The sequence below is a fragment of the Amycolatopsis coloradensis genome (genome assembly GCF_037997115.1).
In the GTDB taxonomy this organism is placed as follows: domain Bacteria; phylum Actinomycetota; class Actinomycetes; order Mycobacteriales; family Pseudonocardiaceae; genus Amycolatopsis; species Amycolatopsis coloradensis_A.
In genome coordinates, this window is the sequence record NZ_CP150484.1 from 2,471,046 (window position 1) to 2,489,432 (window position 18,387).

The window sequence follows — 18,387 nt, forward strand, 5'->3', positions numbered from 1 at the left end:
GGCATGATCAGCCGCACCAGCACGGCCGAAAGGGTCGCGGGCGTCCTCCGGACGCGTATCGCGGAAGGCTTCTTCCTGCCCGGCGTCCGGCTGTCGGAGCAGGACATCGGCTCGGCGCTCGGCGTCTCCCGCAACACACTGCGCGAGGCGTTCCGGCTGCTCACGCACGAACGCCTGCTGACCCACGAGCTCAACCGCGGTGTCTTCGTGCGGGTGCTGCCGGTCGAGGACGTCGTCGACCTCTACAAGGTCCGCAAGGTCGTCGAGTGTTCCGCGGTGCGGGCGGTGACGGAGAAGCCACCGACGTTCGGGAAGCTCGCGCGCCTGGTCGAGGACGGCAGGGTCGCCGAGCGGAGTGAGCGCTGGCAGGACCTCGGCACCGCGAACATCCGGTTCCATTCGGCGATCGCCGAGCTGAGCGGCAGCGAACGGATCGACGAGCTGATGCGCGGCATCCTCGCCGAGCTGCGGCTGGTGTTCCACATGATGGCCGACCCGCGGCGCTTCCATGAGCCGTATCTCAAGCGCAACGCGGAGATCCTCGAGCGCATCGAGGCAGGCGACGGCCTTGGCGCCGAAAAGCTCCTCGCGCAGTACCTCACCGACGCCGAAAACCAGCTCGTCGAGGCCTACGCCGAACGCTCCCCCTGACGCAATCCGTCCTCTGAACGCGGTGGTTCGGGATGCGAACCACCGCGTTCAGAGGACGAAACGCGAAATCGGGTCAGGGGGTGACCCACTTCTGGTTCGCGCCGCCTCCGCAGGTCCAGATCTGGAGTCGCGTCCCGTTCGCGGAGCTGTTCCCGGTGGCGTCGAGACACTTGTTCGCCTGCGGGTTCACGATGTCGCGCGCGCCGCTGACCGCCCATTTCTGCGCGCCGGATCCGTTGCAGTCCCACAGTTGCACGGCCGTGCCGTCCGTGGTCCCGCCGCCGGAGACGTCCATGCACTTGCCGAGCGCGCGGATCGTGCCGTCGCCGCCGATGGTCCAGTTCTGCGCGGCGTTCCCGTTGCAGTCGGTGATCTGGATCGGGGTTCCGTTGGCGGTGTTCGCGCCCGCGACGTCGACGCATTTCCCGCCGATACCGGTGATCCGGCCGGTGCGCCCGGCCGTGTCGCTGGAATTGACGTGCACGTAGTCGACGACGAGACGCTGCGGGAACACCGTGCTGGAGTTCGGGTCACCAGGCCAGTAGCCGCCGACGGCGAGGTTCAGGATCAGGTAGAAGGGATGGTCGAAGACCCAGCGGTTGCCGTTGAGGTCGGCGGGGGTGCGGGTCTGATAGAGGTTCCCGTCCACGTACCACTTGATCTGGTTCGGTGCCCAGTCGACGGCGTAGGTGTGGAAGTCGTCGGAGAAGTTCGGGCCGTTGTAGGCCGCGCCGATGCCGCCCGCGCCGGAGTAACCGGGGCCGTGGAGGGTGCCGTGCACCGTGTTCGGCTCGAAGCCGACGTTCTCCATGATGTCGATCTCGCCGCTGTTGGGCCAGCCGACGTTGCCGATGTCGGCGCCGAGCATCCAGAACGCGGGCCACATCCCCTGCCCGCGCGGCAGTTTCATCCGCGCTTCGAACCGGCCGTAGGTCTGGGTGAACTGGCCCTGCGTGGACAGCCGCGCCGAGGTGTACTCGCAGCGCCCGTACCAGCAGTTGTAGTTGCCCGGATTCTCCTTTTTCGCGGTGATGACGAGATTGCCCTGGCCGTCGAGCGCGGCGTTGTTCGTCCCGGACGTGTACCACTGCCGCTCGTGGTTGTTGACGTTGTCACCGGTCTCGAAATGCCACTTCGAGGTGTCGATACCCGCGCCGGCGGGGCCGTTGAAGTCGTCGGTGAAGGTCGCGGCCATGACCGCGGCCTCGGCGGCCGGAGCCTGGGCTGTGGCCGGGAGTGAACCGAGCAGGACACCGGCGGCGAGGAGCGCCGCCCAGCGGAACCGAGCTGAGATGGACATCGTTGTCGCCTCTCTGACCGTTGGGGACCCCGCGCGGCAGGGAGCGCGCGAGAGAACGGAAAGCGCTGGCAGAACCTACTTTGTTGTGCCTGACAACAAAGTATGCATGGTCCCTACCACTGCGACAAGACGTATTTTTCGACCTCGAATTAAGGTCAGGCGGCCGTGCCGCGCTTCGACCCGGCCGTGCGCGGGTCCGCGCCCTGCTCCAGGAGGGCGGCGACCGGGAGGGTGGCGGCTCCTATGGCGACGGCGTCCGGGCCGAGTTGCCCGAGCTCGATCTCGGTCTGGTCGAACACGTGCGCCAGCGCGTGCTCGCCCGCCACGCGCCGGATCTCGGGCAGGTACCGCTCGCCGAGCGCCAGCCCCGCCCAGCCGCCCAGCACGATCCGCTCCGGGTTGAACAGGTTGATCAGGTCGCCGATCCCGGCGCCGAGATAGCCCGCGGTCTCTTCCAGTACCTTGGCCGCGACCTTGGACCTGCCCGCCGACTCCAGCAGGGCGGCGAACTGCGTCTGCTCGTCCTCGTCCGACGCCTTTCCGCCGCGCGCCTTGCGATAGCGGGCGAGGACGCCCTCCGCGCCGACGTAGGACTCCAGGCAGCCGCGCGATCCGCAGCGGCATTCCTGCCCGCCGTAGACGATCGTCGTGTGGCCCCATTCGCCCGCGCTGCTGGTGGAGCCCCGGTAGGTGGTGCCGTCGGTGACCACGGCCGCGCCGACGCCGGACCCGATCAGGGCGATCACCGCGTGTCGCGCGCCGCGGCCGGCGCCGAACCACATTTCGCCCTGTCCCTGGGTTTTCGCGCCGTTGTCCACGAACAGCGGCAGCTCGACGCCCTCCGCGCGCAGGAGGTCGGTGAGCGGGACCTCCTTCCAGCCGATGGTGGGCGCGTGCACGCGCAACGCCTCGCCCTGCTCGACGGTGCCCGGGACGCCGACTCCGACACCGAGCACGGTCGCTTCGTCGACCCCCGATTCCGTGATCACCTCCCGGAGCCCGGACGCCACCTGGGTGACCGCCGCGGCCGCGTCCGGCCGGGGCGAGGCGAGGGGATGCTCGACGCTGGCTAGCCGGTTCATGGTGAGGTCGAACAGTTCGACCTTCACGCCGGTCTCGCCGATGTCGACGCCCGCGACATGTCCGTACGCCGGGTCGACGCGGAGCAGGACGCGCGGCCTGCCGCCGTCGGACTCGACCAGCCCGGCCTCGGTGATGAGCCGTTCTTCGCCGAGTTCGGCGGTCACGTTGCTGACGGTCGCGGCGCTCAACCCGGTCAGACCGCTCAATTCGTGGCGGCTGAGCGGGCCGTCGAAGTAGAGTTTCGACAACAGGAGGGAACGGTTGTGCCGCCGCAGGTCACGGACGGTGGTGCGCTTGGCAGGCATGCGGATACCCATCTTGTGGCGGCGGACCTTTCCAGGATGCCCCACGACCTTATCCTCCGCCATGTATCAACTGGTGAAATAAGGTGGGAAGAGGGTTATGACGGGGGACGACGAGCTCATCGGCACCTTGCCGCCGGACTTCCGGTGGGGCGTCGGCAGCTCGGCTTACCAGGTCGAAGGCGCGGTCGCCGAAGACGGACGGACACCGTCCATTTGGGACACCTACGCCCAGTCCCCGTGGTCGGTCGACAACGGGGACACCGGTGAGGTCGCCTGCGATCACTACCATCGGATGCCCGCCGACGTCGCATTGCTCAAGGAACTCGGCGTCGACACCTACCGCTTCTCCGTTTCGTGGCCCCGTGTGCAGCCGCGCGGGCGCGGCGGCGTCAACCCGGCCGGGATCGCCTTCTACGACCGGCTGGTCGACGAACTGCTCAACAACGGCATCGACCCCTGGCTGACGCTGTACCACTGGGATCTGCCGCAGCACCTCGAAGACGCGGGCGGGTGGCCCGCGCGCGACACCGCCGTCCGGTTCGCCGACTACGCGATGCTCGTGTTCGAGCGGCTGAGCGACCGGGTCCGCCACTGGACCACGCTGAGCGAACCGTGGTGCACGGCCATGCACGGGTACGTCCATGGGGTGATGGCGCCCGGCCGCCGGGACGCGAAGGCGGGCATGGCGGCGGCGCATCACCTGCTGCTCGGCCACGGCCTCGCCGTGCGGCGGATGCGGGAACTCGCCCCGGCCGGGACGAAGTTCGGGATCACGCTCAACCTGAGCACCGCCGACCCGGCCACTTCGAGCGAGGCCGACCGGGCCGCCGCCCGCTTCGAGGACGGGCTCGGGACGAGGTTCTACCTCGACGCGCTCGTCCACGGCCGGTACCCCGAGGACGTGCTCGAGACCCTCGCGCGGCAGGGCATCCGCCTGCCGTCGGAGCCGTGGGATCCGTCGATCATCGCCGCACCGCTCGATTTCCTCGGTGTCGACTACTACTTCGGGACGCGGTACTCCGGGGTGGAGGAGAACGGGGACGCGGTGGAGCATTTCGGGATTCCCGCGTTCCGCAAGGTCCCGTTCGGGGCGCCGTCGACGGTGCTGGGCTGGGAGATCCTGCCGCACAAGCTCACCGAACTGCTCGTCCGGATCGGCCGTGACTATCCGGGTCTGCCGCTCTACGTCACCGAGAACGGTGCCGCGTTCGCCGACGTCCCCGACGAGACCGGCTTCGTCCGCGACGACGACCGCGCCGAGTACCTGTCCGCGCATATCGCCGCCACGGCCGCCGCGAGGCAGGCGGGCGCGGACGTCCGCGGCTATTTCGCCTGGTCCTTTTTGGACAGTTTCGAATGGGCGTACGGCTACGCGAAACGGCTCGGCTTGGTGCGGGTCGACCGCGAGACGCAGGCGCGGACGATCAAACAGAGCGGGCTGGCGTACCGCGACATCGTCGAGCGGGTGCGCGGCGGACGGCGGTAGGGGCTGCTCCACCATCGAACCGGCGGCCCGCTCCATTCTTCCCGGTGGCCCCGCGTCCTAGGTTCGGCTGCGGAAGGTTGTTTGCCGCTACCGGAAACGCGGGGGACAGTGATGACCGTCAGGCTCGAACAACGTGACCAGCGGGAGGCGCCACGGAAATCGTGGTGGCGAAGGCCGTGGGTGGGGCCGTTGGCCGTCGTCATCGTGATCTTCCTGGCCTTTTCGATGCCGCCGTATCTGGCGATGGACCCGGCGCGGTCGAAGGTTCCTCAGCCGCCGGGGTTCACCTCGCACTACTGGTTCCTCTCGGGGCACGTGCTGTTCGGCTCGATCGCGATGGTCGGCGCGCTACTGCAGATCTGGCCGTGGTTCCGGGCGAAGTACCCGGCGGTGCACCGGAAGGCCGGCCGCGTGTACGTCTTCGCAGGGGTGCTCCCGGCCGGTCTGCTGGCGCTGGTCGTCGGCGCGACGAGCCCGTTCGGCCCGGCGACGCGGGTGGCCAACGTGCTGGCCGGGGTGCTGTGGCTGGGGTGCACGTTCGCCGGCTGGCGCGCGGCACGAGCCCGCCGGTTCGGCGATCATCGGCGCTGGATGATCCGCAGTTTCGCGCTGACCATGTCGATCATCGTCAGCCGGGTGGTCGGGCCGATCGCGCTGATCACGCTGCGGCCGCAACTGGAGACCACGTTCGGCGGAAGCGAACTGGCCTTGACCCAGTCGGTCGCCGCGATCTCGGCCTGGGTGAGCACGACGCTGGTCCTGTTCGCCACGCAGTGGTACCTGGATCGCCGTCCGGCTAGGAAGAAACCAGCGATCGCGCGATGATCGTGCGCTGCACTTCGGACGCGCCTTCGTAGATGCGCGGCGCCCGGACCTCGCGGTAGAGGTGTTCGAGCAGATGCCCCTTCCGCAGCGCCCGCGCGCCGTGGATCTGCACGGCCGAGTCGACGACGTACTGCGCGGTCTCGGTGGCGAACAGTTTCGCCATCGCGGCGCGGCCCGCGAGGTTCCGCTCGCCAGCGTCGTAGGCGGCGGCCGCGGCGTAGACCAGCAGGCGCGACGCCTCGGTGCGGGTCGCCATTTCGGCGAGGGTGTGCGCCACGGTCTGCTGTTTCAGGAGCGGACCGCCGAACGCGACACGGGACTGGGCGTGGGCGACCGCGGCGTCGAGCGCGGCCTGCGCCATCCCGACGGCGAAGGCGCCGACACTCGGCCGGAACAGGTCCAGGGTCCGCATCGCCACGCCGAAGCCTCGGTCCTTTTCGCCGAGCAGTTCGTCCCGTTCGACGCGGACGCCGTCGAAGACCAGGGTGCCGATGGGATGCGGGCTGACGAGGTCGAGGTGCTCGCCCGACAGCCCGGCGCGGTCGGCGGGCACGACGAAAGCGGAGACGCCGCGCGAGCCCGCTTCCGGTGTGGTGCGGGCGAAAACGCTGTAGAAATCGGCCTCGGGGGCGTTGGAGATCCACATCTTCTCGCCGGTGAGACGCCAGCCGTCGCCGTCGGGCTCGGCGGCGAGTTCCAGCGCCGCCGCGTCCGAGCCGGCGTTCGGTTCGGTGAGCGCGAAGGCGGCGACGGCGTCACCCGCGGCCACGGCGGGAACCCACTTCGAGACCTGCGGGTCCTGCCCGGACTGCAGTACCGGATACGTGCCCAAACCCTGCAACGCCAACGCGGTCTCGGCTTCGGTGCTCTGGCTCGCGAGCGATTCCCGCAGGATACAGAGATCCGTCGCGGCGGCCTCCCGGCTCGGACTTCCTCCGTCGACGCCGGGGAACAGCCGGGCGAGCAGGCCGAGCGCGCCCATTTCCTTGAGCAGCGGCCGGTTCACCGCGCCTCCGGTGCCGGATTCGGCCAACGGGCGGAGCTTTTCGGCGCCCAGCCGCCGGACCTCCTCGGCGAAGGCCTGCTGTTCGGGGCTCAGTGCGAAGGCGGTCATCGATCGCTCCCAGGTCGCCAGCGGGCGTGCGCGGTGCCGGTTTCGCCGGAGCGCAACAGTTCCAGCCGTGGTTTCGGCCCGTCGGTCCGGCCGCCCTGCGGTTTCCGGCTGCCCGCCGCGAACTGTTTCGGCCACGGCATCGGGTAGCCTTGTTCGGCCGCGGCGTGCAGTGTCCACTGTGGATCGTAAAGGTGGGTCCTGCCAAGCGCGCACAGATCCGCGCGGCCCGCCAGGATCAGCGAGTTGACGTCGTCGTAGGAGGAGATCGCGCCGACGGCGATCACCGCGATCCCGTACTCGCGCCCGATCTCGTTGCGGATCCGGTCCGCGTACGGCGTCTGGTAACTGCGGCCGTACTCCGGTTTCTCCTCGCTGACGACCTGGCCGGTCGACACGTCGATGCCGTCCGCGCCGTGCTCGGCGAACGCGCGGGCGATCTCGACGGCGTCGTCCACGTCGATTCCGCCTTCGTGCCAGTCGGTCGCGGAGATGCGGACCGTCATCGGCCGCTCCGCGGGCCAGGCCGCGCGGACGGCGTCGAAGACTTCGAGCGGGAAACGCAGCCTGTTCTCCAGCGAGCCGCCGTACTCGTCGGTTCGCCGGTTGGTCAGCGGTGACAGGAACGAAGACAGGAGGTAGCCGTGCGCGCAGTGGAGTTCGAGGAGGTCGAAACCGGCGCGCGCGGCGGCGCCGGCGGAGTGCGCGAACTGGTCACGGATCTCGGTCAGCTCGGCTTTCGTGAGTTCGCGCGGGGTCTGATTCGCTTCGCTGTACGGGATCGCGGACGGGGCGCAGATCTCCCAGTTGCCCTCGGGGAGCGGCTGGTCGATACCGTCCCACATCAGTTTCGTCGAGCCCTTGCGTCCCGAATGTCCCAGCTGGACACCGATACGCGCGGGGGTGTGGCCGTGGACGAAGTCGGTGACCCGCGCCCAGGCGCGTTCCTGTTCTTCGGTGTAGAGGCCGCCGCAGCCCGGGGTGATCCGGCCGGTTTCGGAGACGCAGACCATCTCCGTCATCACCAGCCCGGCGCCGCCGAGCGCCTTGCTTCCCAGATGCACCAAGTGGAAATCGGTCGGGACGCCGTCTTCGGAGGAGTACATGTCCATCGGCGAGACGACGACGCGGTTCGGCAGGTCGAGGTTCCCGATCCGGAAAGGCTGGAACATCGGCGGTCGGACGTCGGAGTCCACAGTGGACGCGAACCAGGTATCCAGCTCCGCGGCGAACTCGGGATCGCGCAGCCGGAGGTTGTCGTAGGTGACGCGGCGGCTGCGGGTGAGGATGTTGAACGCGAACTGCGCCGGATCCTGATGGGTGTACTGCGCCAGGTTCTCGAACCACTCCAGGCTCGCCTGTGCGGCGCGCTGGGTGGAGGTGACGACGGGCCGGCGTTCGGCTTCGTACGCTTGCAGCGCACTGTCCATATCGGACTGTTCGTGCAGGCAGGCGGCGAGTGCGAGCGCGTCCTCCATGGCGAGTTTCGTGCCGGAGCCGATGGAGAAATGCGCCGTGTGCGCGGCGTCGCCGAGCAGGACGACGTTCTCGTGCCGCCAGCTCGCGCAGCGGACGGTGGCGAACGCGGTCCACTTCGAGTTGTTGGCGAACACCTGATGACCACCGAGGACATCGGCGCACAGTTCGCGGATGACCTCGATGGACTTCTCGTCGCTCTCGCCCGGCGCCGGCGCGGTCGCGGCGATCTCGCCGAACGCGCGCTGCCAGACGTCCTCGTGTAGTTCCAGGATGAACGTGCTCGCGGTGTCGCTGTACGGGTAGCCGTGGATCTGCATGATCCCGTGCGGGGTTTCGAGGACGTGGAACTTGAAGGCGTCGAACACGAGATCCGTGCCGAGCCAGATGTACTTGCAGCGCCGGGTCTGGAGGCTCGGGCGGAAGCTCTCGGCGAAGGCGTTGCGGGTCCGGGAGTTGACGCCGTCCGCCGCGACGACCAGGTCGTACTCGGCGCTCCCTTCGGCCGCGCTCGGCGCCTCGGTGCGGAAACGCACGTCCACACCGAGTTCCGCGCAGCGTTCCTGGAGGATGCCGAGGAGCCGTTTGCGGCTCATGGCGGCGAACCCGTGCCCGCCCGAGGTGTGCACCGTGCCGCGGAAGTGGACGTCGATGTCGTCCCAGCGCGCGAACTCCCGGCGCATCGCGGCGTGGATCACCGGATCGGCGTGTTCGATCCCGCCGAGTGTCTCGTCGGAGAACACCACCCCGAACCCGAAGGTGTCGTCGGGCGCGTTGCGCTCCCAGACGGTGATCTCGTGATCGGGATGGAGCTGTTTCGCCAGCGTGGCGAAGTAGAGCCCCGCCGGGCCGCCGCCTGACACCGCGATACGCACGTCGCTCAGGGTATGTCGCGGTATGTACGACCGTCAACAATACGGGATATGGTGACCCGTATGGAGCGCATCAATCCGCCCGAGCTCGGTCGCCCTTCCGGCTTCTCGCACGCCGTCGCCGCGACCGGGAGATTCGTCTTCCTCGCCGGTCAGACGGCGTTGGACGAGCAGAACCGCATCGTCGGCGACGGCGTGGTCGAGCAGTTCGAACGCGCGCTGTCCAACCTGCTCACCGCGTTGCGCGCGGCGGGCGGGACGCCGTCGGACCTGTGCAGCGTGACCATCTACATCGTCGACATGGACGACTACCGCGCCCACGCGCGCGAGATCGGCGCGGTGTGGAAGCGGCTGGCCGGGAGCGAGTACCCCGCGATGGCGGGGATCGGCGTCAGCCGGCTGTGGGACGAGGAGGCGTTGGTGGAGGTGCAGGGCTTTGCGGTCGTCGCCTAAGTTGAGGGGCGCCGCAGGGGCAAAGGCGTGTCGCGAAAGCCACTTTCGCGAGACCGTCGCTGGGGAACCCGGACGCTGCTGGTCGTGAGTGGTAAGTGTCGTTAGAACGGCACTTACCACTCACGACCAGCCCGGCGCGTTCGTCGCGCGTGTCAAGGCAGGGTGCGTGAGACGTGCGCGGCCGCGGCCTCGCCCAGCCTCGCGTGCAGCGTGAAGAACAGGTCCGCCGCCCGGATGCCCGCCCAGCCCGGGGGCAGCAGTTCGGCGGGCAGGCCGGGGTCGAGATAGGGCAGCCGCCGCCAGTCGGTCAGCACGCGGACGTAGTCGGCGAACGCTTCGGCCTCGTCCGTGGTCTTGCGCCGCTGCCACCGCCGCAGCGCGGCCGCGTGCTCGTCGAGGAAGGCGGTGTACAGCGACTCGAGTTGATCGAGGTCCCACCAGTCACGGATCTTCTCCCGCACGTCGCCGAACGCGAGGTGCTCGGCGTGGAAGAGATCGGCGTACCCCTCGAGTTCGAGCCGTCGCAGCATGTCGGAGGTCGCGTCACGCAGGTGCGCGGGCGCGATCCAGACCCCGGACGACGCCGTCCCGAAGCCGAGCCGGGCGAGCTGCGTGCGAAGAACGTGCCTTTTGTGCCGTTCGGCTTCCGGGACGGAGAACACCGCGAGCAGCCAGCCGTCGCCGGGGGTGGCGCGTTCGCGGCGGAAGATCCGCTCGTCTCCTTCGCGCAGGATCGCCAGCGCGGTTTCGGAAAGCTCGTAACCCGCGGCGCCGTTCCGGCGTACCGCGGAAAGGATCCCGCGCCGTTTCAGCCGCGAGATCGACGACCGGACGGCCGGTTCCTCGACGTCCACGCCCGCCAGCAGGTCGATCAGGGAACGGACGGAGAGCCAGCCGCCCTCGCCGCGGGAATAGAGGCCGTACACGGTCACGATCAGCTGGCGCGGTTGCGCCGCCCGCCCCGCGCCGTCGACTTCGGTTGCCTCCGACACGGCCGTCACCCGGTCACCATAACAACGACGCTGTGCTCATGTTTCGGCCGTGACCGAAGCGTTCCGCACTTAGCGTCACGGCATGGACGATCCCCTGATCGAAGCCCCTGTCCCGCCGGTGCCCCAGGACGTCGAGCCGGGAGGTGTCCGGTGGTTGCGGGCGAACGTCGCCCGGTTCAGCCGCCCGGAGGACCACGCGCGACGGCGGGCGCTGGTGCTCGCCGAGCTCGCGTCGATGGAGTCCCTGCGGGACAAGGCTTTCGCGCTCGCCGGCGAAATGCGGGGCGGGCCGGTGGAACGGACCGTGTGGACGGTCCCGGTGGCCGTGCTGGCCGCGGAACTCGGCCTGCCGGACGTTTCCCGCGACGTCGCGACGGTTTCCGGCGCCTATCATCCGCACACGGAGATCGGGGCCGATGCCGAGGCGGCCATGCGGCGCCTGGTCGAAACCTGCGGTGACGCCGACGAGCGGACGGCCGCGCGGATCGGGCTCCTGGTGCAGGCCTGTGACGCGACGGCCAAGCTCCTGGGCAAGGCGCTGGCCGCCCGCCGGCCCGGCGAGGACGTCGAAGACCTGCTCGACCGGATCCTGCGTGAAGATCCGCCGGTCCGGGTCACCCGGCGGTGGGTCGGCGGCGAAGTGGTCGAGGTGGACCTGACGAAACGTCCGTTCGGAGCAGGGGTCAAGCAGTGCCCCGGGGAAACGCAGGCGCGGCAAGTGGCCGCGGGAATTCTCGACGCGCTCCTGTGCTAAGACTTACCCGGTCATCTGGAACTGGGGAGTCTTTCGATGCTGTATTTCAATGGTTTCTTCGGCGTTCTCACGCTCGGTCTGTGGATCTTCTGCATCGTCGACGTGATCACCACGGACGAGGGATCGTGCCGCAACATGCCGAAGGGGATGTGGCTGCTGCTGGTGCTGCTCGTCCCGTTGATCGGCTCGATCGTCTGGCTGGTCGCAGGTCGTCCGCAGAATGCCGCCCGCGCCCCGCGCGGCCGCTACGAACGTGAGTCGCCGGCGTTCCCGGAGTACGACCGGCCGGGCCGCTTCGCCGCCACGAGCGCCGAGGACGACGAAGAGTTCCTTCGCAAGTGCCGGGAGCGCGCCGAAGAACAGCGCCGCAAAGCCCGTGAAGGCTGAGTAGCCTCGGCATCGAGAAGATCGACACTGGAGGAAAGTTGTCCGAAGCGCTCGACTGGAACAAGAACATCATCAAGGAGTTCCGCGAGAACGGGGGGAAGGTGGGCGGCCCGTTCGAGGGCGGCTCGCTGCTCCTCCTCACCACCACCGGGGCGAAGAGCGGCGAGCCTCGCACGTCGCCGCTCGCGTACGCGGAGGAGGACGGCAAGTACGTCGTCGCCGCGTCGTACGCCGGGGCGGACAAGAACCCTGCCTGGTACCACAACATCCTGGCGAACCCGAAGGTCACCGTCGAGGTCGGCACGGAGAAGTTCGACGCGACCGCGGCCGTCGTACTCGAAGACCGCGCCGAGCGTGACCGTCTCTACGCGAAGATGGTCGGCATGATGCCGGGCTTCGCGGACTACGAGAAGAAGACCGATCGGGTGATCCCGATCGTCACGATCTCCCGCTGACCCGCTCGCATTCAGAGGACGAAACGCGGGAGGTCAGCGCGCGCCGCTGGGGGCTTTTACGGCTGCGGGGCGCTTGAGTTCGGCTTCGGCCGCACGCAGTGCCTTGCGCTCCTGGCGGCGCGCGATCAGTTTCTTACCGGTGAGGATCATCGGCTGCTCGACCCAGCGGTGGATCAGGTCCGCGATCGCGAGCCCGACCGCGAACACGGTCAGCGCGCTGATCATCCGGTGCTCGCCCAGCGGCGGGATCGCCTCGACCACCGCGAAGTGCACCGGGCCCTGCAGCAGGTAGAGCGAGTACGAGCGCTCACCGACGAACCGCATCGCCTTCGTGGCCAGCAGCCAGCGAAGCGGCCCCGGCGAAATCAGCACGACCAGCAACATCGCCGACAGCAGGCCGTAGGCGATCAGCAGGCCCAGGTTGCTGCCGGTCTCCCACCACAGGCTTTCCATGTTGACGTGCAGCACGGCGAAAGCGCCGAACACCGGGATCGCCGCGAGCGGATGGGTCAGCGGTTTGAGCACCGCGTAGGACCGGCGGTAGTGCATCGCGATCGCCAGCACGCAGCCGATCAGCAGGATCGCGTAATGCACGGTCGACCGGTAGATCGGCAGCTGCGGCCCGTTGAGCACCCAGCCGCTGGTGACTCCCACCAGCCCCGCCATCAGCGCGAACGCGGCGAAGGCCAGCGCGAGCTTGCGCCAGGCCGCGGCCAGCCCGGCCGCGCCGGCGACCACCAGCAGGAACGGCCAGACCAGGTAGAACTTCTCCTCGATGCCCAGCGTCCACGAGCCGCTGAAGAAGTTGTCGGAGCCGTTGCCCTCGCTGCCGGGCAGGAACTCGTTGAAGAAGGTCAGGTAGTACTTCAGCGCGTGCGGGAACTCACGGGTGAAGAACTCCCCGCGCAGCCACACGAACACGATGATCCCGCCGAGGATCACCAGGTACGGCGGCAGGATCCGGAACACGCGCCGCAGGTAAAAGGCCGAAAGCGAGATCCGGCCGGTCCGGTCCTGTTCACGCAGCAGCAGCGTCGTGATCAGGAAACCGGACAGCACGAAGAAGATGTAGACACCGACCCAGCCGGACATCCAGTTCCACTTCGGACCCGCGAAGTGGTAGAGGATCACGATGGTCGCCGCGATCGCGCGCAGGCCGTCGAGCGCGGGGAACCGACGCATGGCGAGGAACTCGTCATGGTCCAAAGCGCGCACGGCATGCCCCCTGATGGCGGTATCGGCCCGGAAGTATACGGGTGCCGTTCGCTGCGCTTTCGCCCCGTGTCGAGGCCTCCTACCTGCGGTTTTCGAAGATCACCCAGCGTCAGGGGCGGGTTCGACGTTATGGGTCAGCCGGAACCGGTTCGTCGGGTCGACGGCCGCCTTGACCTCGGCGAGCCGCCGCAGATCGGCCGGGGAGTACACCTTGGACGCTTCCTCGCCCGCCGCGCTCTCGCCGTAGACGAAGGTCAGTAGTTTGCCGGTCGACCAGGGCTTCAACGCGTCGAACAGCTTCGCGTGCGCGCTCCGGATCTCGGCGATCGAAGCGTCGTCCACGACGGACAGCGCGCGGACGGTGAAGCTCGCTTCACGGTCCCAGCCCACGCCGGGGTGCTCGGGCACGTCGGACAGCGCGCCGCCGAGCAGGTCCAGCAGGACGACGGTCGGCACCGGGGCGTCCGGGCCGGCGTGTTCGAGGATCGCGTCGAGCATCGCGTCGTTGAGTTCGGACACGGTGGCGTTGTCGGCGCGGTAGCCGTGCGGGAAGGGCGGCTCGTTCGCGATCTTGCCCGATTCGGTGAACGGGATCTCGGCGAGCGTGTCACCCAGGACGGGGGCGGCGGCGCGCAGCGGGGCGACGAGGCGCTCGCCCTCGGCGGCGTCACCCAGATAGGCGACCCGGATCTGCGCGACGTGCTGCCCACGCAGCGGTTCGGGCACCATCGGCAGATCCGGCATCGGGACCATGCCCAGCGACGACGTCATTTCGCGGGGCATCCCCGCCGCCCAGTCGCGCCAGGCGCGGAGCACCGCGGACAGCGACTCGGTGCCGAACTGCAGGCTGCCGCCGTACAGCCGGGTGACCGGGACGAGCCGGAACTCCAGCGCGGTGACGATCCCGAAGTTGTCCCGGCCGCCGCGCAGCGCCCAGAACAGGTCGCTTTCGGTGTCCGGGGTGGCACGGCGGAGCTCCCCGTCGGCGGTCACCACCTCGATCGAGGTCACCTGGTCGGCCGCCAGGCCGTACTTGCGGCCGAGCAGGCTGAACCCGCCGCCGAGGGTGTAGCCGACGACGCCGACGCCGGGGAAGGAGCCGCTCAGCGGCGCGAGCCCGTGCTCCGCGGCCGCTTCGATGACCGCACCCCAGCGCACGCCCGCTTCGACCCGTGCGATTTCCTCGTCGATCCGGATCCCGGTCATACGGTGGGTGGTGACGAGGACGCCACCTTCGAACGGGACGCCGACGCCGTGCCCCGTCGAGTGGACGGCGATCGGAAGGTCGTGCTCGACGGCGTGACGGACGGCCTCGACGACGTCGGCGGCCGAAGCGGCGGGCACGATGACATCGGGACGGCGGGGCACTGCGGTCTGGAAACCGGCGAGTTCGTTGTCGTAATCCGGGTCGCCGGAGCGGAGCATCGTGGTCATGCCCCCAGCGTGATCTCGATTCGGCCAGAAGTCCAAGATCTGGTTTGTCTGGCAACTAGAATCATCGGTTATGGAACTGCGCCAGCTCGAATACTTCGTCGCGGTGGCCGAGGAAGCGAACTTCACCCGAGCCGCCGAGCGGCTGCACGTCGCGCAGCCCGGCGTCAGCGCCCAGATCCGCCGCCTCGAACGCGAACTCGGGCAGCCGTTGCTCGACCGGTCGGCCAGGGCGGTCCGGCTGACCGAGGTCGGCGCCGCCGCGCTCCCGCACGCGCGGGCCGCGCTCGCCGCCGTCGCCGGGGTGCGGCAGGCGGTCGACGATCTCACCGGGCTGGTCCGCGGCCAGGTCGCGATGGGCATGGTGTCCTCGCGTGGCCCGGTCAACCTTCCGGATCTGCTCGCGCGCTTCCACGAGCGTCATCCGGCGGTCGACATCACGCTCGCCGAGGCGACCTCCGACGTCCTGCTCGCGGGGGTCGCCGACGGCCGGTTCGACGTCGCGCTGATCGGGGTCTCCGGCGAACCGCCGCCGGGGATCGGCCTGGAGGTCGTCCTCGACGAGCCGCTCGTCGCCATCTCCGGGCCGGATGACCCGCTCACCGGACAGGCCACGATCACCCTGTCGGAGCTGGAAAGCCGTTCCCTGGTCAGCCTGCCGAAGGGCACCGGCATGCGCGCGATCGTCGACGCGGCGTTCCTCGCCGACAGCGCCCAGCCGAGAGTGACCCTGGAGGCGGGCGACCCGAACGTCGTCGCCGAACTGGTCGGGCGCGGTCTCGGCGTCGCCGTGGTGCCGATGTCGCTGGCGACGCACTACACGGAACTGCACGCCATGGAGATCACGCGGCCGGCCGGGCTGCGGGCGAAACTGGCGCTGGCCTGGCGGACGGAGGGGCCGGTCAGCCCCACCGCCCGCGTGTTCATCAGTCAGGCACGGGCGCTGCTCGGATTGTGAGCCGCCACAGCGTCGTGACCTCCTTCGCGTTGGCCCGCGGATGCCGCGGCCGGATGTCCTCCCGGCCCCGGACTTCGAGGCCGGACCGCTCGAAAGCGCCGAGGAGTTCTTCGCGTGTGCGCAGGCCCAGCAGTTCGGCGAGGTCGGACAGGATCAGCCACGCCTCCCCGCCGGGTTCGAGATGCCGGGGCAGCCGGTCGAGGAACGCCTTGAGCATCCGGCTTCCCGGGTCGTAGACGGCGCGTTCGAGCGGGGTGTGCGCGCGGACGGGCAGCCACGGCGGATTGCAGACGACCAGCGGCGCGCGGCCCGGCGGGAACACGTCCGCGTGGAGGGTTTCGATTCCGTCCAAACCGAGACGTGCGAAGTTCTCCCGCGCGCAGGCGAGCGCGCGCGGCTCGTTGTCCGTCGCCACCACGCGCTCGACCCCTCGACGTGCGAGGACCGCGGCGAGCACGCCGGTTCCGGTGCCGATATCGAACGCCAGTTGCCTGGCGGGCAACGGAGTTCTCGCCACCAGATCGACGTACTCGCCGCGGACGGGGGAGAAGACCCCGTGGTGCGGATGGATTTTCGCGCCGAGCGACGGGATTTCGACGCCCTTCACCCGCCATTCGTGCGCGCCGACGATGCCCAGCAGTTCACGCAAGGACACCAGCGACGCGGTCTCGGAAGGTCCGAAGACCTCGGCGCAGGCCTCGCGCACGTCCGGCCCGCGGCGCAACGGCAGGACGTGGCCGGGGTCCAGCGGGACCAGCAGCCTGCCGAGGATCCGCGCCCGGCGTGACCGATGGTTCCGCTGCTCCTGAAAAGGTTTCCCCGCCGCGGTACCGCAACGGCGGGACAACGCGGCGAGGAGGTTCCGCGCGCCGGGGAAGTCGCCGTGCCAGGCGAGACCGGCGCCTGCCGCGGCGAGCCGGAACGCCTCGTCGGCGGTGATCCCGTCGTCGATCGCGACGACGGTGCGGGGCATTTTCGTGCCGACGGTGGTCAGCCAGCGCCGACCACCGTCCTTTGTGGACTGGGGGTTCATGGTTCCGTTCCTGGATCCGCCCGCGGCGAAGAGACCCCGCGGGCGTGGCTCGTCGGGGGACAAGGTCAGGAACGGCGGTTAGTGGACCACCGCGGCATGAACCGGTGTCGACACGAGCCCGAGTTTACCGGAACGCGGCGGCGTGCTCGGCCGCCCAGACCTCGAAGTCCAGCCCCGGCCTGCCGGTGACGTCCTGGACGGTCGAGGTGACCTTGCCCGGTTTCGTCACCAGCCCCCGGAACCCGGACAGCATCGTGTCGACGATGAAATCCGGCATCTTCGTGAGCAGGGCGGCGCGTGCTTCTTCGAGCGGGATCTCCTCCCAGCGCGCCGGGCGGCCCGCGGCCTCGCCGATGATCCGGACCTGCTCGGCCTGCGTCATCGGCCGTGTGCCGGTGAGCGTGTACTTCGCCCCCGAGTGCCCGTCACCGGTCAGCGCTTCGACGGCCACCGCGGCGATGTCCTTCTCGTGGATCAGCGGCATCGACGCCTCGCCGTACGCGCCGCGGACGACGCCGTCCGCGCGGATCGACGGCGCCCAGCCGAGGGTGTTGGCCGCGAAGCCGTGCGGTCGCAGGAAAGTCCATTCCAGACCGGCGGCTTCGATCGCCTCCTCGACGGTGCGATGCCAGGCACCGATGGCGTTGTCCTGCTCCGCCAGGGAATCGTCGACGGCGCCCGAGGAAAGGAACACCACGCGCTTCGCCCGTTCCCCGAGCAGCGACACCGTGGGCACCAACGCCTCGGCGGGGCCGGCGAGCATCAGGAACACCGTTTCGACGCCGTCGAGCGCCGGCACGATGGTTTCCGGTTTCGCCAGGTCACCGCGGACGCCGTCCGGCGGCGGATTACGGCTCAGCGGCCGGACCGGGACGTCTCGCGCCCGCAACTGGGCGACTACCTGCGAGCCGACGTTGCCCGTCGCGCCGGCGACCAGGATCGGCTTCATGCCGCCACCGCCGAGAAGACCGGGCGGTACCGCTTGACCGACCCGCCCGACATCCCCGGGTAGGTCTGCACCTTCTTCCACGCGTCCGTCGTCCCGATGCCGTCGGCGCCAGGGGCCGCGAGCGCGGCGCGGTGGGCTTCGGCGCTGACCCATTCGGCGTAGTTCAGCACCCTGGTCCCGTCGGTGCTCACGTGGAAGAACCCTGAGATCCCGCCTTTGGGGTGCGCGGGTTCGGACGCCAGCGCTTCGAAGACGAGGTCGATCCAGTCGCGTTGCCGCCGCTCGTCGGGTCCTTCGAACTCGACCGAGACGATCACGAGGCAGCCTGGCGCTCCTTCGCCGCGGTGGCCGCGGTAAAGGCGGAACACGGGCGCGCCGTCCAGGTTCTGGATGGCTTCTTCGCTGGTCCATTGCTCGTAGGTGAAGGCGCCGTCGTGGTCGATGCCTTCGTACGCGGTGAAGGAAACGAGTCCTTCGTGGCTCTTGAACGCCTCCCGTGCCGCTTCGGCGTCCGGCCATTCCCGCGCCACCACGACCGTCGCCTCGTCCGGTGTCGGCCAATGTCCCTTGTGGATGATCATTTCGGAGGTTCCCTGTGCTGTCATGACTCCAGCATGAAACTTAAACAAGGGTTCAAGTCAAGCTAGGATC

18 protein-coding genes are annotated in these 18,387 nt (G+C 69.3%); 8 read left to right on the plus strand and 10 right to left on the minus strand.

Going from position 1 to position 18,387, the window contains the following annotated elements; genetic code table 11:
- The first annotated feature begins 3 nt into the window (after positions 1-3).
- Entirely contained in the window at positions 4-651 is a 648-nt protein-coding gene (locus LCL61_RS11690; RefSeq protein WP_125674432.1) for a GntR family transcriptional regulator, read from the plus strand.
- Positions 652-724: 73 nt separating this feature from the next.
- Here LCL61_RS11690 and LCL61_RS11695 read toward each other — a convergent pair whose 3' ends face one another.
- Both LCL61_RS11695 and LCL61_RS11700 read right to left on the minus strand, forming a co-directional pair.
- On the minus strand, positions 725-1,951 hold the full coding sequence (locus LCL61_RS11695; protein WP_340686849.1) for a family 16 glycosylhydrolase: 1,227 nt from the start codon (positions 1,949-1,951) through the stop codon (positions 725-727).
- Positions 1,952-2,106: 155 nt separating this feature from the next.
- Positions 2,107-3,351, minus strand: a complete 1,245-nt coding sequence (locus LCL61_RS11700) for an ROK family protein (RefSeq protein ID WP_340688555.1) — start codon at positions 3,349-3,351, stop codon at positions 2,107-2,109.
- An 85-nt stretch (positions 3,352-3,436) separates the two neighbouring features.
- Between LCL61_RS11700 and LCL61_RS11705 the strand changes: the two genes are divergently transcribed.
- Together LCL61_RS11705 and LCL61_RS11710 are read left to right on the plus strand one after the other, a co-directional pair.
- Positions 3,437-4,825, plus strand: coding sequence for a GH1 family beta-glucosidase (locus tag LCL61_RS11705; protein ID WP_340686850.1), 1,389 nt, complete (start codon positions 3,437-3,439; stop codon positions 4,823-4,825).
- A 111-nt stretch (positions 4,826-4,936) separates the two neighbouring features.
- Complete coding sequence (locus LCL61_RS11710) at positions 4,937-5,650, plus strand: DUF2306 domain-containing protein (protein WP_340686851.1); 714 nt, start codon at positions 4,937-4,939, stop codon at positions 5,648-5,650.
- On the opposite strand, the gene LCL61_RS11715 is transcribed toward LCL61_RS11710, so the two are convergent.
- Both LCL61_RS11715 and LCL61_RS11720 read right to left on the minus strand, forming a co-directional pair.
- A complete protein-coding gene (locus tag LCL61_RS11715; protein ID WP_340686852.1) occupies positions 5,622-6,764 on the minus strand; it encodes an acyl-CoA dehydrogenase family protein in 1,143 nt (380 codons plus the stop codon). The genes LCL61_RS11710 and LCL61_RS11715 overlap by 29 nt on opposite strands.
- Positions 6,761-9,112, minus strand: a complete 2,352-nt coding sequence (locus LCL61_RS11720; protein WP_340686853.1) for a bifunctional salicylyl-CoA 5-hydroxylase/oxidoreductase — start codon at positions 9,110-9,112, stop codon at positions 6,761-6,763. Before LCL61_RS11720 ends, LCL61_RS11715 begins: the two co-directional genes overlap by 4 nt.
- A 48-nt stretch (positions 9,113-9,160) precedes the next feature.
- On the opposite strand from LCL61_RS11720, the gene LCL61_RS11725 reads away from it, so the two are divergent.
- Entirely contained in the window at positions 9,161-9,562 is a 402-nt protein-coding gene (locus LCL61_RS11725; protein ID WP_340686854.1) for a RidA family protein, read from the plus strand.
- A gap of 152 nt (positions 9,563-9,714) precedes the next feature.
- Here LCL61_RS11725 and LCL61_RS11730 read toward each other — a convergent pair whose 3' ends face one another.
- On the minus strand, positions 9,715-10,563 hold the full coding sequence (locus LCL61_RS11730; RefSeq protein ID WP_340686855.1) for a PaaX family transcriptional regulator: 849 nt from the start codon (positions 10,561-10,563) through the stop codon (positions 9,715-9,717).
- A 73-nt stretch (positions 10,564-10,636) separates the two neighbouring features.
- Between LCL61_RS11730 and LCL61_RS11735 the strand changes: the two genes are divergently transcribed.
- Genes LCL61_RS11735 through LCL61_RS11745 form a run of 3 tightly spaced genes read left to right on the plus strand, consistent with a single transcriptional unit; the run spans position 10,637 to position 12,150 of the window.
- Positions 10,637-11,308: an oxidoreductase gene (locus LCL61_RS11735; RefSeq protein WP_340686856.1), complete on the plus strand. Its 672-nt coding sequence runs from the start codon at positions 10,637-10,639 to the stop codon at positions 11,306-11,308.
- A 36-nt stretch (positions 11,309-11,344) separates the two neighbouring features.
- Positions 11,345-11,695 (plus strand): PLDc N-terminal domain-containing protein, encoded by a 351-nt coding sequence (locus LCL61_RS11740; RefSeq protein WP_340686857.1) that lies wholly within the window; start codon positions 11,345-11,347, stop codon positions 11,693-11,695.
- Positions 11,696-11,733: 38 nt separating this feature from the next.
- Positions 11,734-12,150, plus strand: coding sequence for a nitroreductase family deazaflavin-dependent oxidoreductase (locus LCL61_RS11745; RefSeq protein ID WP_340686858.1), 417 nt, complete (start codon positions 11,734-11,736; stop codon positions 12,148-12,150).
- 33 nt (positions 12,151-12,183) lie between these two features.
- Here LCL61_RS11745 and LCL61_RS11750 read toward each other — a convergent pair whose 3' ends face one another.
- Both LCL61_RS11750 and LCL61_RS11755 read right to left on the minus strand, forming a co-directional pair.
- Positions 12,184-13,365: an acyltransferase gene (locus LCL61_RS11750; RefSeq protein ID WP_340686859.1), complete on the minus strand. Its 1,182-nt coding sequence runs from the start codon at positions 13,363-13,365 to the stop codon at positions 12,184-12,186.
- 99 nt (positions 13,366-13,464) lie between these two features.
- Entirely contained in the window at positions 13,465-14,799 is a 1,335-nt protein-coding gene (locus tag LCL61_RS11755; protein WP_340686861.1) for an FAD-binding oxidoreductase, read from the minus strand.
- A gap of 70 nt (positions 14,800-14,869) precedes the next feature.
- On the opposite strand from LCL61_RS11755, the gene LCL61_RS11760 reads away from it, so the two are divergent.
- Positions 14,870-15,754 (plus strand): LysR family transcriptional regulator, encoded by an 885-nt coding sequence (locus LCL61_RS11760; protein WP_340686862.1) that lies wholly within the window; start codon positions 14,870-14,872, stop codon positions 15,752-15,754.
- Here LCL61_RS11760 and LCL61_RS11765 read toward each other — a convergent pair.
- The 3 genes from LCL61_RS11765 to LCL61_RS11775 form a co-directional block, all read right to left on the minus strand.
- The gene (locus LCL61_RS11765) at positions 15,723-16,787 is read right to left on the minus strand and encodes a class I SAM-dependent methyltransferase (RefSeq protein ID WP_340686863.1); all 1,065 of its coding nucleotides are present in this window, start codon (positions 16,785-16,787) and stop codon (positions 15,723-15,725) included. The two genes, LCL61_RS11760 and LCL61_RS11765, sit on opposite strands and share 32 nt — an antisense overlap.
- A 124-nt stretch (positions 16,788-16,911) precedes the next feature.
- Positions 16,912-17,736 (minus strand): NAD(P)H-binding protein, encoded by an 825-nt coding sequence (locus LCL61_RS11770; RefSeq protein WP_340686864.1) that lies wholly within the window; start codon positions 17,734-17,736, stop codon positions 16,912-16,914.
- On the minus strand, positions 17,733-18,341 hold the full coding sequence (locus LCL61_RS11775; RefSeq protein WP_340686865.1) for a hypothetical protein: 609 nt from the start codon (positions 18,339-18,341) through the stop codon (positions 17,733-17,735). The genes LCL61_RS11770 and LCL61_RS11775 overlap by 4 nt, the downstream gene beginning before the upstream one ends.
- Positions 18,342-18,387 lie beyond the last annotated feature (46 nt).

Excerpts from the sequence above, each read along its gene's own strand:
- LCL61_RS11690 (WP_125674432.1), top strand. The coding sequence starts at position 4 with ATGATCAGCCGCACCAGCACGGCCGAAAGGGTCGCGGGCGTCCTCCGG.
- LCL61_RS11695 (WP_340686849.1), bottom strand. The coding sequence starts at position 1,951 with ATGTCCATCTCAGCTCGGTTCCGCTGGGCGGCGCTCCTCGCCGCCGGT.
- LCL61_RS11700 (WP_340688555.1), bottom strand. The coding sequence starts at position 3,351 with ATGGGTATCCGCATGCCTGCCAAGCGCACCACCGTCCGTGACCTGCGG.
- LCL61_RS11705 (WP_340686850.1), top strand. The coding sequence starts at position 3,437 with ATGACGGGGGACGACGAGCTCATCGGCACCTTGCCGCCGGACTTCCGG.
- LCL61_RS11710 (WP_340686851.1), top strand. The coding sequence starts at position 4,937 with ATGACCGTCAGGCTCGAACAACGTGACCAGCGGGAGGCGCCACGGAAA.
- LCL61_RS11715 (WP_340686852.1), bottom strand. The coding sequence starts at position 6,764 with ATGACCGCCTTCGCACTGAGCCCCGAACAGCAGGCCTTCGCCGAGGAG.
- LCL61_RS11725 (WP_340686854.1), top strand. The coding sequence starts at position 9,161 with ATGGTGACCCGTATGGAGCGCATCAATCCGCCCGAGCTCGGTCGCCCT.
- LCL61_RS11735 (WP_340686856.1), top strand. The coding sequence starts at position 10,637 with ATGGACGATCCCCTGATCGAAGCCCCTGTCCCGCCGGTGCCCCAGGAC.
- LCL61_RS11740 (WP_340686857.1), top strand. The coding sequence starts at position 11,345 with ATGCTGTATTTCAATGGTTTCTTCGGCGTTCTCACGCTCGGTCTGTGG.
- LCL61_RS11755 (WP_340686861.1), bottom strand. The coding sequence starts at position 14,799 with ATGACCACGATGCTCCGCTCCGGCGACCCGGATTACGACAACGAACTC.
- LCL61_RS11760 (WP_340686862.1), top strand. The coding sequence starts at position 14,870 with ATGGAACTGCGCCAGCTCGAATACTTCGTCGCGGTGGCCGAGGAAGCG.
- LCL61_RS11765 (WP_340686863.1), bottom strand. The coding sequence starts at position 16,787 with ATGAACCCCCAGTCCACAAAGGACGGTGGTCGGCGCTGGCTGACCACC.
- LCL61_RS11770 (WP_340686864.1), bottom strand. The coding sequence starts at position 17,736 with ATGAAGCCGATCCTGGTCGCCGGCGCGACGGGCAACGTCGGCTCGCAG.
- LCL61_RS11775 (WP_340686865.1), bottom strand. The coding sequence starts at position 18,341 with ATGACAGCACAGGGAACCTCCGAAATGATCATCCACAAGGGACATTGG.